Raw genomic sequence first — 12,639 nt, 5'->3', positions numbered from 1 at the left:
GGCCGCTGACCGTGCCGGGGGACGCTCCTCGGGGACGACGGCGGGCCCGGGCGCGGGCGCGCCGCGCGGCCCCGGTACGGGCTCGCCCGTCGGCCCGGCCCCGGGCGGGGCCTCCCCGGCTCCGGGCGGGGGCTGCGTCCGGAGCCGGTGACGTCCCGAGGCCCCGGGCTGCTCCTGCCCCTGCGTTCCGGGGCCGGCCGTGGGAGCCGTGTGCGGTCGGAACCACGGGGACCCGTGCGACCCGGGTGACCGCCGCGGCGACTGCGTTCCCTGGGGCGACTGCGGTCCGTGTGACCCCTGGGGCCCGTGCGCCTCGTACGCCCCGTGCGGCCCGTGCGGCCCGTGCGCCTCGTGCGCCTCGTGCGGCCCGTGCGCCCGAGGCTGCCGCTGTCCGGGGTCCGCGGGCGCGTCCCGCCCGGGCAGGGGGTCGTTCAGCGGGTCGTCGAGACGGCCGACCGCCGCCATCAGGTCCTGCGGATCGGCGTAGGGGTCCTCGGGCGTCGTCACCCGCCGACCACCGGGGCGAGGCCCCGGGACCGCTCGACGGCGCCCGGGTCACCGCACACGGTGAGCCAGTTGGCCAGGAGCCGGTGGCCCCACTCGGTGAGCACGGACTCGGGGTGGAACTGGACGCCCTCCACCGGGAGTTCCCGGTGCCGCAAGCCCATGATCACGCCCGACTCGGTGCGCGCGGTGACCTGGAGGACATCGGGAACGGTGGCGGGCTCGGCGGCCAGTGAGTGGTACCGGGTCGCGGTGAACGGCGAGGGCAGCCCGGCGAAGACGCCCTCGCCCTCGTGCGTGACGACCGACGTCTTGCCGTGGAGCAGTTCCGGGGCGCGGTCGACGACGCCGCCGTAGGCGACGGCCATGGACTGCATGCCCAGGCACACCCCGAAGACCGGCACCCCGGTGTCGGCGCAGTGCCGCACCATGTCCACGCACACCCCGGCCTCCTCGGGCGTGCCGGGGCCGGGGGAGAGCAGGACGCCGGCGAAGCCGTCCTGGGCGTGCTCGGGTCGCACCTCGTCGTTGCGCAGGACCTCGCACTCGGCGCCGAGCTGGTAGAGGTACTGGACGAGGTTGAAGACGAAGCTGTCGTAGTTGTCCACCACGAGAATGCGTGCGCTCATCGGTCCGCGTCAGCCCTTGTCGTCGATCCGGGTCAGTTCTCGTCGACCGTCACGTCGCCGAACGGCAGCAGTGGCTCGGCCCACGGGAACACGTACTGGAAGAGGAGGAACACCACTCCGAGGACGAGCACGCCCGAGATCAGCGCCCGCACGAGTGTGTTGCCCGGCAGATGCCGCCAGATCCAGCCGTACATGCCGTGGTGCCGTCCCTTCCGTTCCCCGCCCTGTCGTCACGCGCGCGGCGCGCCGGGGCCCGCGCGCGTCGTGCGGTCACCAGAGTACGTGGCCTCGGTGGCGCGGGGAGGTCAGTCCACGGGCTTCGCGTACTGGAGGTCGACGGTGCCCGAGTAGCCGGGGAGCGTCGTCTCGTCGTGCTCCTCCACGTCCCAGCCGAGGCCGTACGCCTTCACGTACTCCTTGTACGCGCTGATGGCCGGGGCCCGGTCGAGCGCCGCGCGCAGCTTGTCCGGGTCGCCGACGGCGGTCACCTCGTAGGGCGGCGAGTAGAGGCGGCCCTGGAGGATGAGGGTGTTGCCCACGCAGCGGACGGCGCTGGTGGAGATGAGCCGCTGGTCCATGACCTGGATGCCCTCGGCTCCCCCGGCCCACAGCGCGTTGACGACGGCCTGGAGGTCCTGCTGGTGGATGACGAGGAAGTCCGGCTCGGGCTCGGGCCAGCCGGGCACCCGGGCGGTGGCGTCGGCCGGGGCGTCGGTGAGCGTCACCGTCAGCCCCTCGCCGGAGACCTCCTTGGCCTCGGCCGCCGCCTCCAGCTCCTCCGCGGCCCTGCGCTCGGCCGGGCTGCGGCCCTCGTCCCGCTCCTCGGTGAGGGCCTTGACCTCCTCGCGCAGCTCCGCGGTGGAGGACTCCAGCTTGCCGTTCTCCCTGCTCCGCTCGGCGATGAGGTCGGGCAGCCGGAGCATGGGGTCGTCGCTGCGCAGGTCGATGCCCTGGGAGGTCTCGAAGCTGACCCAGAAGAGCAGGCCGGCCAGGGCGAAGACGCACAGGCTGGCCAGCCGCAGCAGGCGCGAGCGCAGCACGCGGGGGGCGCGGCCCGGGCGCGCCGTGGAGCCGTTCGCCGCCTGCGCGGCGGCGTCCGCCGTGGTGTCAGCCGTCGTGTCCGGGGTCCGATCCGGCCCCGGGGGAGGCGTCGACGAAGAGGTCACCGTACCCTTGTCTCCTTCCACCGCCGGGAACCACTACGCTAACGGACCACAGCACATCCGTTCAGCGCGCGGTTACAGCGCATCGACAGGAGACCCCCTCGTGCCGAAGTCTCGGATTCGCAAGAAGAAGGACGGTTACACCCCGCCTGAGGCGAAGCGGTCCAACAAGATCGACCTCAGCTCCGGGCGTCGTTGGGTCGCGCCGCTCATGCTGGCGATGTTCGCGATCGGGCTGGCCTGGATCGTCGTCTTCTATCTGACCGAGGGCACGCTGCCGATCGACCCGCTGGGCAACTGGAACATCGTGGTCGGCTTCGGCTTCATCGCCCTCGGGTTCGTCGTCTCCACCCAGTGGAAGTAGCCTCCGGCGCCGCGGCACCCACCGAGGTTATCCACAGGCTGTCCACAGGGCTGGGAAAAGTTCAGACGATCTGTGGATAACCCGCATCGGGTTGACGCCGATCCGGCTGTCCGGACAAGCGTTCTCCCTTGATCTCGCACGGAAACGTACCTGTGTGCGACTCGCGGGGCGTCATGCACAAGATCGGCTACCGCCTGTGGATAACTGCCCGCCCGGGGTCGCAGAAGCTCAGCCGAGCAGGGCCGACGTCCGCACCAGGCAGACGATCACCAGGCCGGTGAGGAGCACCGCGCCCGTGCCCCACTGCACCAGCGTGCGCCCCTTGCGCGGCGCGTGGATGAGCGCGTAGGCGAACGCCGCGCCGACGACCAGCCCGCCCAGGTGCGCCTGCCAGGCGATCCGCAGCCCCGGCACGAAACCGATCACCAGGTTGATCGCCAGCAGGACGAGGATCGGCCGCATGTCGTAGTTCAGCCGGCGCATCAGCACCGCCGTCGCACCGAACAGCCCGAAGACCGCGCCCGAGGCGCCCAGCGAGGGCTGGTTCTGCGCGGCGAGCACGTACGACACGACGCTGCCGCCCAGCGCGGACAGCAGGTACAGGGCGACGTAGCGCACCCGGCCGAGCGCCGCCTCCAGCGGCGGCCCGAGGAACCACAGCGCCATCATGTTGACGCCGATGTGCCAGAACTGGTCGTGCAGGAACGCCGACGTCAGCAGCCGGTACCACTCGCCGTCGGCGACGCCGACGATCTCCGGAGCCTCCCGCCCGCCGAGCGCGTAGCCGATCATCTCCAGGTCGTCGACGAACGCCGGGCCCAGGGCGAGGGCCAGCAGGAAGACGGCGGCGTTGAGCCCCAGCAGCACCTTGGTGACGAGCCGGGTGTCCTGGACCACCGCGCCGCCCGCCAGTGTCCGCGGTCGCACCGCGGGCCCCGAGCCGCCGGGGCCGGTGCCGCGGACGCAGTCCGGGCACTGGTAGCCCACGGCGGCGGCGATCATGCACTCCGGACAGATCGGCCGGTCGCAGCGGGTGCAGCTGATGCCCGTCTCCCGGCCCGGGTGCCGGTAACACCCCGGCAGGGTGTGCTGGGGCCCCAGCCCGCCCTGCTGGTGTTCCATCCTGTCGACCTTTCGCTTCCGCGCCTGCCGCGAACGACGCCCCGACGGCGCGTCGTGTACGGCGGCTCAGCCCTGTGAACCGCCCCACCTGTACGACGGACAGCCGGGGCGGAGCGTTCCCGCGCGGCGGCTCTCCGTTCGGCCGCCGCGGGGGCGGTTCAGCGGCGCTCGATGACGACCGACTCGATCACCACGTCCTGGACGGGGCGGTCGGTGCGCGGGTTGGTCTGGGTGGCGGCGATCGCGTCGACGACCTTCTTCCCGGCCTCGCCGGTGACCTCGCCGAAGATCGTGTGCTTGCCCGTCAGCCAGCTCGTCGCCGAGACGGTGATGAAGAACTGCGAGCCGTTCGTACCCGGACCGGCGTTGGCCATGGCCAGCAGGTACGGCTTGGTGAAGGCCAGGTCCGGGTGGATCTCGTCCCGGAACTCGTAGCCCGGGCCGCCGGTGCCGTTGCCCAGCGGGTCACCGCCCTGGATCATGAACCCGCTGATCACCCGGTGGAAGACGGTGCCGTCGTAGAGCTTGTCCGTCGACTTCTTGCCGGTCTTCGGGTGCGTCCACTCCCGGGTGCCCTCGGCGAGCTCCACGAAGTTCTTGACCGTCTCCGGCGCGTGGTTGGGGAAGAGCTCGACCTCGATGTCGCCGTGGTTCGTCTTCAGGGTGGCGTAGAGCTTCTCGGCCACGATCTACCTTCCATAGTCCTTACTGACGGTTTCCGATCCTCCCATGGACCGCCTGGGGCCGGGTCGTGGGCTCGCATCGGAGTGACGATCGGGCGAAGTCGGTCGCGCGTATCGTCCGAATCGGCCCGTCTGCGACCGAATCGTGGCATTGTCGGCCTCGGGTCGCTCACGACGCCCGGCGTCGAGGCATGCGCGACCGGTGCCCCGAACGCCTGCCAGCACATGCCGAACCCCGTGTTCACAGGCATGATCTCGAAGCGGGCGTAAAGGCGAACAAGAGACGGGCCGACCGGGCGACGCCCACGGCCGGACCGCGTGCCACCGTTGCCACCAGGAGGAGGAACCCGTGACCCGGAAGGACAGCATGCGCGCCGCGACCGGCACCGCGAAGGAAAGCGTGCGGCATGCGGCCGAGGTGGTGGGGCCCAAGGTCACCTTGGCCGCGCGCCAGGCCCAGCACACCGCCCGCGAGCAGTACGAGAGCGTGGTGGCCCCGCGTATCGCGCACGCCCGCACCACCCTGCCGCCCGCCATGGACCACGCGGCCCAGCGCGCGATGCAGCGCAGCCGCGAGGCCGCCCAGGAGGCCAGGGAGTACGCCCGCGAGTACGCGCGGGAGGCGGCCGTCCAGGCCCAGCCGCGCATCGAGGCCGCCCGCGCCGCCGCCGTCCCCGCCCGGGAGGAGGCCGCCGCCCGCTCGGCCGTCGCCGTGGCCGCCCTGCGCGGTGAGATCTCGGCCCGGGACGTCGAGCGGCTCAGGAAGAAGCGCGCCCGCCGCTCGGCCTGCGGGCGCGGCACCAGGAAGCTGCTGATGCTGGGCCTCGTCGCCGGCGCCGCGTACGCCGCCTGGCGCTGGTGGGACCAGCAGTCCAACCCGGACTGGCTGGTCGAGCCCCCCGCCCCCACCGACGTCTCCGAGGACGGCGAGCAGCCGGGCTGACGCCCCGGGCCGAGCCCCCGCACGCCGAAGGGCCGGTGCCCCACGGTTGGTGGGGCACCGGCCCTTCGCGCGTTCAGCGGCCGAGGCCGTCGCCGGCGGGGCGGCGGCTCAGTCGTCCCTGCGGGCGTCGTCCTGGTTCGGGAAGATGCCGCCGAGCGGGTCGTCGTCCCCGTCGCCGCCGTCGTCACCCGTGGCGGGGACGGTGATCACCTGGACCACCGATCCCTTCGGCACCTCCTGCCCCTCGCCCGGATTGACGGAGAGCACGGTGGCGTTGCGGTCCGGGCCCTGGAGCTGGACCTGGAACTCGGCGTCGGTGAGCTTCTTCAGCGCCGGCTGGACGCGCTCGCCGACCACCTTCGGAACCTTCACCATCTCCTGCTCCGGCGCCTTGGCGATCGTGAGGGTGACCGTGTCGCCCTTCGGAGCCTGGGAGTTGCCGGCCGGGTCCTGCGACAGCACGGTGTTCGGCGGCTTGGAGCCGTCCTCCTTCTCCGTGGTCGCCACCACGAAGCCGATGGCCTCCAGCTGCTGCTGGGCCTCGGCGAGGCTCTTGCCCGTGACCGGCGGCACCTGCCGCGTCTCGGTGCGGACGACGTCCAGCGTGACGCGGGTGCCGGGATCGACCTTCTGGCCGCCGCCCGGGTCCTGCTCGATCACCGTGCCCTCGGGCTCGGTGGAGGACGAGACGGCGTTCTGCGTCACGTTGAACCCGGCGTCCTGAAGTTCGCTCTGGGCGTCCTCGAAGGCGTCCCCGACGACGTCGGGCACGGCCACGGGTTCCGGGCCCTCGGACATGATCAGCGTGACGGCCTCGTCGCGCTGCACCTCCGTCTCGGCCTCGGGATCGGTGCGGCAGACGGTGTCCTTCTCCTCCGCGCAGTGCTCGCTCGGGCCCTCGGTCACGGTCACGCCCGCGTTCTCCGCGCGCTGCGTGGCCTCCTTGAGGGAGAGCCCGGCCAGCTTGGGCACCTGCACGGTGTCCGAGCCGCCGCCGCCGAAGAGCGCCTTGCCGATGAAGATCGCGCCGATCAGCACCAGGATGCCCGCCGCGACGAGCAGGATCGTCGAGAGCTGGCTGCCCTTCTGCTCCCGGCGCCGGCCGCGCGGCTCGTCGTAGCCGTAGCCGCCGTCGTCCTCGCGTATCGGCGGGAGCATCGAGGTGTGGCCGCCGCCCGCGGTGCGCAGGGCCTGCGTGGGGCGGTCCTCGGGCGGGGCGTGGCCGCCGTAGCCCGCGCCGTAGCCGGCCACACCGAGCGCGGCCGTCGCGCCGACCGGCTGGCCGTCGAGGCTGGCCTCGATGTCGGCCCGCATCTCGTCGGCGCTCTGGTAGCGGTAGTCCGGGTCCTTGGCGAGCGCCTTGAGGACGATGGCGTCCTGCTCCGGCGTGACCTCCGGGTCGAACGCGCTGGGCGGCTGCGCCTCCTCCCGCACGTGCTGGTAGGCGACGGCGACGGGGGAGTCCCCGACGAAGGGCGGGCGCACGGTCAGCAGCTCGTAGAGCAGGCAGCCGGTGGAGTAGAGGTCGCTGCGCGCGTCCACGGTCTCGCCCTTGGCCTGCTCCGGGGAGAGGTACTGGGCGGTGCCGATGACGGCGGCGGTCTGGGTCATCGTCATGCCGGAGTCGCCCATGGCGCGGGCGATGCCGAAGTCCATCACCTTGACCTGGCCGCCGCGCGTCAGCATGACGTTGGCCGGCTTGATGTCGCGGTGGACGATGCCGTTGCGGTGGCTGTACTCCAGCGCCTGGAGGATGCCGGCGGTCATCTCCAGGGCGCGCTCGGGCAGCAGCTTGCGCCCGGAGTGCAGGAGCTCGCGCAGCGTCGAGCCGTCGACGTACTCCATGACGATGTACGGGATGGAGATGCCGTCGACGTAGTCCTCGCCGGTGTCGTACACGGCGACGATGGCGGGGTGGTTCAGCGAGGCCGCGGACTGCGCCTCGCGCCGGAACCGGGCCTGGAACGTGGGGTCACGGGCGAGGTCGGCCCGCAGCGTCTTGACGGCGACGGTGCGGCCCAGACGCGTGTCGTGGGCCAGGTACACCTCGGCCATGCCGCCGCGGCCGAGCACCTGCCCCAGCTCGTACCGCCCGCCTAGGCGACGCGGCTCGTCCATATCTCCAGCCCTCTCCGTTCGTCCGGACCGCACCCGTGTGAGGTCCGGCGGCGTGCTGCTCGGCATACGGTACCCGGACGTGTGCCGCGTACCGGAACGCCGTCTGCTGCCTGGACACCCGTGCTCCACGTCACCGTTGTCACAGGGGTCACTGCCGTCACTGACGTCGCGAGGCTCACCGGCGGTTCTCCAGCACGGCCTCCATGACGGCCCGGGCGATCGGGGCCGCCTGCCCGCCGCCGGAGACCTCGTCACGCTCGGCGTTGCTGTCCTCCACCACCACGGCGACGGCGACCGGGGAGCCCGTGTCCGTCATCGCGTATGAGATGAACCACGCGTACGGCTTCTCGCTGTTGTCCACGCCACGCTGCGCGGTGCCGGTCTTGCCGCCCACGGCGACCTCGGGGAAGGCGTCGAGCTGCCCGTTGGTGCCGGTCCCCTCCTCGACCACCGTCTCCATCATCTGCTGGAGCTTCTTGGCGTTCTCGGGGGAGAGGGGCTTGCTCAGCTCCTCGGGCTCGTTCTGCTGGACGACGCTGCGCGGGCCCTCCAGGCGGTCCACCATGTAGGGCTTCATCAGCACGCCGTCGTTGGCGATGGCCGCGGTGACCATGGCCATCTGGAGCGGGGTGGCGCGGTTGGACGCCTGCCCGATGCCGGCCATGGCGTTCTGCGGCTGGTTGTCCTCGGGGTAGACGCTCTCGGCCGCGCGGACCGGGATGTCGAGGCGGTCCTCGTTGTAGCCGAACTTCTCCGCGATCTCGATCATCTGCTCGTTGCCGAGCTCGTGGCTGATGCCGGCGAAGGTGGCGTTGCAGGACCACTGGAGGGCGACGCGCAGGGTGGCGTCGTCGCAGGGCGGGTTGCCGAAGTTGCTCAGCTCCCGGCTCGACTTCGGCAGCTTGAACGGGTCCTCGATGCCCGTCGGCTCGTCGATGTCGTACTGGCCGCTCTCCAGGGCCGCGGCGGCGGTGACGACCTTGAAGGTCGATCCCGGCGGGTACGTCTCGCGCAGGGCCCGGTTGAGCATGGGCTTGTCCGGGTCCTCCTCGAGGGCGACCCAGTTCTCGCTGGCCTCCTTGGTGTTCCCCACGATCGAGTTGGGGTCGAAGGAGGGCGTGCTGGCCAGCGCGAGGATCGCGCCGGTCTGCGGGTCGATGGCGGCGACGGCGCCCTTCTTGTCGCCCAGCCCCTCGAACGCGGCCCGCTGGGCGGCGGCGTTCAGCGTCGTGACGACGTTGCCGCCCTCCATCGGCTTGCCGGTGAGCATGTCGATGGTGCGGTTGAAGAACAGCCGGTCGTCGGTGCCGGTGAGGATCTCGTCGTGGACGCCTTCGAGGAGCGTCGCCTTGAACAGGGACGCGTGCCCGGTCACCGGCGCCCACATGGGGCCGTCCGTGTAGGAGCGCTTGTACTTGAAGTCCCGGTCGTCGGTCTCGACGGAGTCGGTGATCGCTTTGCCCTCGACGATGATGTCGCCCCGGGGGTGGGCGTAGCGCTCGATCAGCACCCGTCGGTTGGCCTCGTCCGTGCGCAGCTCCTCGGCCTGCACGAACTGCACCCAGTTGACCCGCACGAGCAGGGCCATGATGAGGATGCCGCAGAAGATCGCGATCCTGCGGAGCGGCTTGTTCACGTCCTCACCACCTGGGTCATCTCGATGTCGGGGTTGGGGGCGGGGGCCGGGGCGGGACGGCGGGCGGTGTCGCTGATCCGCAGCAGGATGGCGAACAGCGCCCAGTTCGCGATGACGGAGGAGCCGCCCTGGGCGAGGAACGGCATGGTCATGCCGGTGAGCGGGATGAGCGCGGTGACGCCGCCCGCGACGACGAAGACCTGGATCGCGAACGCGCCGGACAGCCCGACGGCGAGCAGCTTGCCGAACGGGTCGCGCGCGGCCAGGGCCGTGCGGATGCCGCGCTCGATGAGCAGCCCGTAGAGCAGCAGGATGGCCATCATGCCGGTGAGGCCGAGCTCCTCGCCGACGGTGGCGAGGATGTAGTCGCTCTTGACGGCGATGCCGCCGATGAGCCGGGTGAAGCCCTCACCGAGCCCGGAGCCGAAGAGCCCGCCCGAGCCGAAGGAGTACATGACCTGGGCGGTCTCGGTGGTGCCGCCGTTGCTCCCCGGCTCCAGCGGGTTGAGCCAGTTGTGCACGCGGCCGGCGACGTGGCCGTTGAAGGAGGCGACGAACGTGGCCCCGGCCGCGGAGAGCAGCAGCCCGAAGACGATCCAGCTCGTGCGCTCGGTGGCGACGTACAGCATCACCACGAACATGCCGAAGAACAGCAGCGAGGTGCCGAGGTCGGTCTCGAAGACGAGGATGAGCAGGCTGAGCGCCCAGATGACCAGGATGGGCCCCAGGTCGCGCCCGCGGGGCAGGTAGAGGCCCATGAAGCGGCGGCTGGCCAGCGCCAGCGCGTCCCGCTTGACCATGAGGTAGCCGGCGAAGAAGACGGTGATGACGATCTTCGCGAACTCGCCCGGCTGGAGTGAGCCGACGCCGGGGATGGTCACCCAGATCTTGGCGCCGTTGACGCCGGGGAAGAACATCGGCAGCGCCAGCAGCACGAGGGCGACGGCCATGGAGATGTAGGTGTAGCGCTGCAGGATGCGGTGATCCTTGAGGAAGACGAGCACCGCGAGGAACAGGGCGACGCCCACGGCCGACCACATGAGCTGGCCGGGCGCGGCGTTCAGCGGCTCCACACCGGGCTCCTGGTCGAGCCGCCAGATCAGCACCAGCCCGAGCCCGTTGAGCAGGGTGCAGATCGGCAGGATCAGCGGGTCCGCGTAAGGGGCGAACTTCCGCACCAGCAGGTGGGCGACGCCGGCGAGCAGGCCGAGGCCGAGCCCGTAACCGACCATCCCGGCCGGGAGCGTCCCGTTCTTGGCCAGGCCCACGTTGGCGTAGGCGAAGACGGGGATGACGACGGCGAAGATCAGGAGCCCCAGCTCGGTGTTGCGGCGGCTGGGGGGACCGCCCGCCGAGATGGTGCTGGTGCTCCCGGTGGTGGTGTTGGCGCTCATATGGATTCGCTGCCCCTCACGGCGTCCGGCACTGCTTGGCGAGGCGCTGCTGCTCCGCCGTCAGCGAGGGTCCGGGGGCGGGGTCGTCGGCCACGGACCCGCCGCCGCCGTCACCGCCGGGCTGCGCGTCGTCGGCGTCCTGCTTGGCCTGCTCGGCGGAGGCCTTCTGCTGGGCGACGATCTCGCAGACCTCGGCCTGGTCCGCCAGCTCCGCGATCTTGTCCTCCGCCTGGCCGAGGCTGCCCATGGAGATGGTGTCCTTGACCTGGTTGCGCTGGTAGACCGGCAGGTACTTGAGTTCGATCGAGGTGTTCTTCTTGACCTCACCCAGCTCCAGCGGGCCCAGCTTCTGGTTCAGCCCCTGGTAGAGCGCGACCTTGTCGCCCTCGGCGCCGACGTAGTACTGGCCCCTGGACCACTTCCAGGCCGCGTACAGGCCGCCGCCCAGCAGGGCGAGCGCGAGCAGGATGAAGAGCGTCCGCTTGATCCAGCCGCCGCGTCTGCGGGGCGTGCCGCCCTCGCCCGCGGGAGGTTCCACCGGGTCGCCGAACCCGCCGACCGGGGGCGGGGCGCCCATGGCCGGGCCGCTGCCGGGTGGGCCGAAGCCCTCCGGGGTGCCTTCGGCGGTCGGCTGCTGCGGTACCGAGCGGCTGAGCGCCGCGGCGCGGGACGCCGGGGTGGCCTGGGCGCCGGGGCCGCCGCCGATGTCGTTCTGCGTCTCGGCGACGGCGCCGACGACGACCGGGGTGTCGTTGAGCTGGCCGGCCAGGGTGTCGTTGCCGTCCACGTCGAGGACGTCGGCGACGATGACGGTGATGTTGTCCGGGCCGCCGCCGCGCAGGGCGAGCTGGATCAGCTCGTCCACCGTCTCGTGGGGGCCCTGGTAGCTGGCGAGGGTCTCCTCCATCGTCTGGTGGCTGACCACGCCGGACAGGCCGTCGGAGCAGATGAGGTAGCGGTCCCCCGCCCGCACCTCGCGGATCGAGAGGTCGGGTTCCACCCGGTCCCCGCTGCCCAGCGCGCGCATCAGCAGCGAGCGCTGCGGGTGGGTGGTGGCCTCCTCCTCGGTGATGCGGCCCTCGTCGACGAGCCGCTGCACCCAGGTGTGGTCCTGGGTGATCTGGCTGAGGACGCCGTCGCGCAGCAGGTAGGCGCGGGAGTCGCCGACGTGGACGAGGCCGAGCCGCTGCCCGGTCCACAACAGGGCCGTGAGGGTCGTGCCCATGCCCTCCAGCTGCGGGTCCTCCTCGACCATGACGCGCAGCTGGTCGTTGGCGCGCTGCACGGCCTCGCCGAGCGAGGTCAGGACGTCCGAGCCCGGCACGTCCTCGTCCAGCTCCACGATCGTCGAGATCACCTCGGAGCTGGCGACCTCGCCGGCCGCCTGGCCGCCCATGCCGTCGGCGACGGCCAGCAGGCGCGGCCCGGCGTAGCCGGAGTCCTCGTTGTGGTCGCGGATCATGCCGTCGTGCGATCCGGCGGCGAAACGCAGTGACAGACTCATGCGCACCTCGCCTGTCGGCTCCGGGTACATCCGCACGGTGCCCACCCTCCGGTCGTCATGTTCGTCTACTTCCGCAGCTCGATGACCGTCTTGCCGATGCGGATCGGCGCACCGGGCGGGATCGGCGTCGGCGTGGTGAGTCGGTTGCGGTCCAGGTACGTGCCGTTGGTCGAGCCGAGATCCTCCACGATCCACTGGCCGTCGCGATCCGGGTAGATCCTGGCATGCCGACTGGACGCGTAGTCGTCGTCCAGCACGATCGTGGAGTCGTGGGCCCGGCCCAGAGTGATCGTCTGCCCCTGGAGGGCGACGGTGGTTCCGGTGAGCGACCCCTCGGTCACCACGAGTTTCGTCGGGGCGCCCCGGCGGCTGCGGCCACCTCCGCGGCCCCCGCCGGACGCCTGTTGCGGCGGCCGGGCCGGCTGGCGCTCCGGCGCGCGGCGCGGCGCGGACCCGGACCGCTGGGTGACCCGGGTGCCGAACAGGTCACTGCGGATGACCTGCACGGCCACGATGACGAACAGCCACAGTACGGCGAGAAAGCCCAGCCGCATGACCGTCAGGGTCAGCTCTGACATT

The 12,639-nt window shown here is 71.7% G+C and carries 12 protein-coding genes; 2 read left to right on the top strand and 10 right to left on the bottom strand.

Translation table 11 applies throughout. The features are described from left to right. Positions 1-503: 503 nt before the first annotated feature. The 3 genes from HPT28_RS05205 to HPT28_RS05195 form a co-directional block, all read right to left on the bottom strand. The gene (locus HPT28_RS05205) at positions 504-1,133 is read right to left on the bottom strand and encodes an aminodeoxychorismate/anthranilate synthase component II (RefSeq protein WP_219089688.1); all 630 of its coding nucleotides are present in this window, start codon (positions 1,131-1,133) and stop codon (positions 504-506) included. 32 nt (positions 1,134-1,165) lie between these two features. Then, the gene (locus HPT28_RS05200; protein ID WP_219089687.1) at positions 1,166-1,327 is read right to left on the bottom strand and encodes a hypothetical protein; all 162 of its coding nucleotides are present in this window, start codon (positions 1,325-1,327) and stop codon (positions 1,166-1,168) included. Positions 1,328-1,438: 111 nt separating this feature from the next. Then, positions 1,439-2,173: a DUF881 domain-containing protein gene (locus HPT28_RS05195; protein ID WP_308119085.1), complete on the bottom strand. Its 735-nt coding sequence runs from the start codon at positions 2,171-2,173 to the stop codon at positions 1,439-1,441. 226 nt (positions 2,174-2,399) lie between these two features. Between HPT28_RS05195 and crgA the strand changes: the two genes are divergently transcribed. Continuing rightward, entirely contained in the window at positions 2,400-2,660 is a 261-nt protein-coding gene (gene crgA, locus HPT28_RS05190) for a cell division protein CrgA (protein WP_219089685.1), read from the top strand. A 228-nt stretch (positions 2,661-2,888) separates the two neighbouring features. On the opposite strand, the gene HPT28_RS05185 is transcribed toward crgA, so the two are convergent. Further along, positions 2,889-3,782, bottom strand: coding sequence for a rhomboid family intramembrane serine protease (locus HPT28_RS05185; RefSeq protein WP_219089683.1), 894 nt, complete (start codon positions 3,780-3,782; stop codon positions 2,889-2,891). Between the two features lie 158 nt (positions 3,783-3,940). After that, entirely contained in the window at positions 3,941-4,468 is a 528-nt protein-coding gene (locus HPT28_RS05180) for a peptidylprolyl isomerase (RefSeq protein WP_219089681.1), read from the bottom strand. A gap of 346 nt (positions 4,469-4,814) precedes the next feature. Here HPT28_RS05180 and HPT28_RS05175 point away from each other — a divergent pair, with 346 nt between their 5' ends. Then, complete coding sequence (locus HPT28_RS05175) at positions 4,815-5,408, top strand: DUF5324 family protein (protein WP_219089679.1); 594 nt, start codon at positions 4,815-4,817, stop codon at positions 5,406-5,408. Positions 5,409-5,516: 108 nt separating this feature from the next. Here the strand turns inward: HPT28_RS05175 and pknB are convergent, their stop codons facing one another. From pknB to HPT28_RS05150, 5 genes are all read right to left on the bottom strand, one after another. Continuing rightward, the gene (gene pknB / locus HPT28_RS05170) at positions 5,517-7,526 is read right to left on the bottom strand and encodes a Stk1 family PASTA domain-containing Ser/Thr kinase (RefSeq protein WP_219089678.1); all 2,010 of its coding nucleotides are present in this window, start codon (positions 7,524-7,526) and stop codon (positions 5,517-5,519) included. A gap of 175 nt (positions 7,527-7,701) precedes the next feature. Further along, a complete protein-coding gene (locus HPT28_RS05165) occupies positions 7,702-9,162 on the bottom strand; it encodes a penicillin-binding protein 2 (protein WP_219089676.1) in 1,461 nt (486 codons plus the stop codon). Then, positions 9,159-10,556, bottom strand: coding sequence for an FtsW/RodA/SpoVE family cell cycle protein (locus HPT28_RS05160; RefSeq protein WP_219089674.1), 1,398 nt, complete (start codon positions 10,554-10,556; stop codon positions 9,159-9,161). Before HPT28_RS05160 ends, HPT28_RS05165 begins: the two co-directional genes overlap by 4 nt. Positions 10,557-10,572: 16 nt before the next feature. Then, entirely contained in the window at positions 10,573-12,060 is a 1,488-nt protein-coding gene (locus HPT28_RS05155) for a Stp1/IreP family PP2C-type Ser/Thr phosphatase (protein ID WP_219089672.1), read from the bottom strand. 65 nt (positions 12,061-12,125) lie between these two features. Then, positions 12,126-12,638, bottom strand: coding sequence for an FHA domain-containing protein (locus HPT28_RS05150; protein WP_219089671.1), 513 nt, complete (start codon positions 12,636-12,638; stop codon positions 12,126-12,128). Between the last annotated feature and the right edge of the window lies 1 nt (position 12,639).

This window comes from Streptomyces sp. JJ38, assembly GCF_019303475.1.
In the GTDB taxonomy this organism is placed as follows: domain Bacteria; phylum Actinomycetota; class Actinomycetes; order Streptomycetales; family Streptomycetaceae; genus Streptomyces.
The sequence above is the reverse complement of the archived record's forward strand: the minus strand, read 5'-3'. Positions and strand labels throughout refer to the sequence as shown.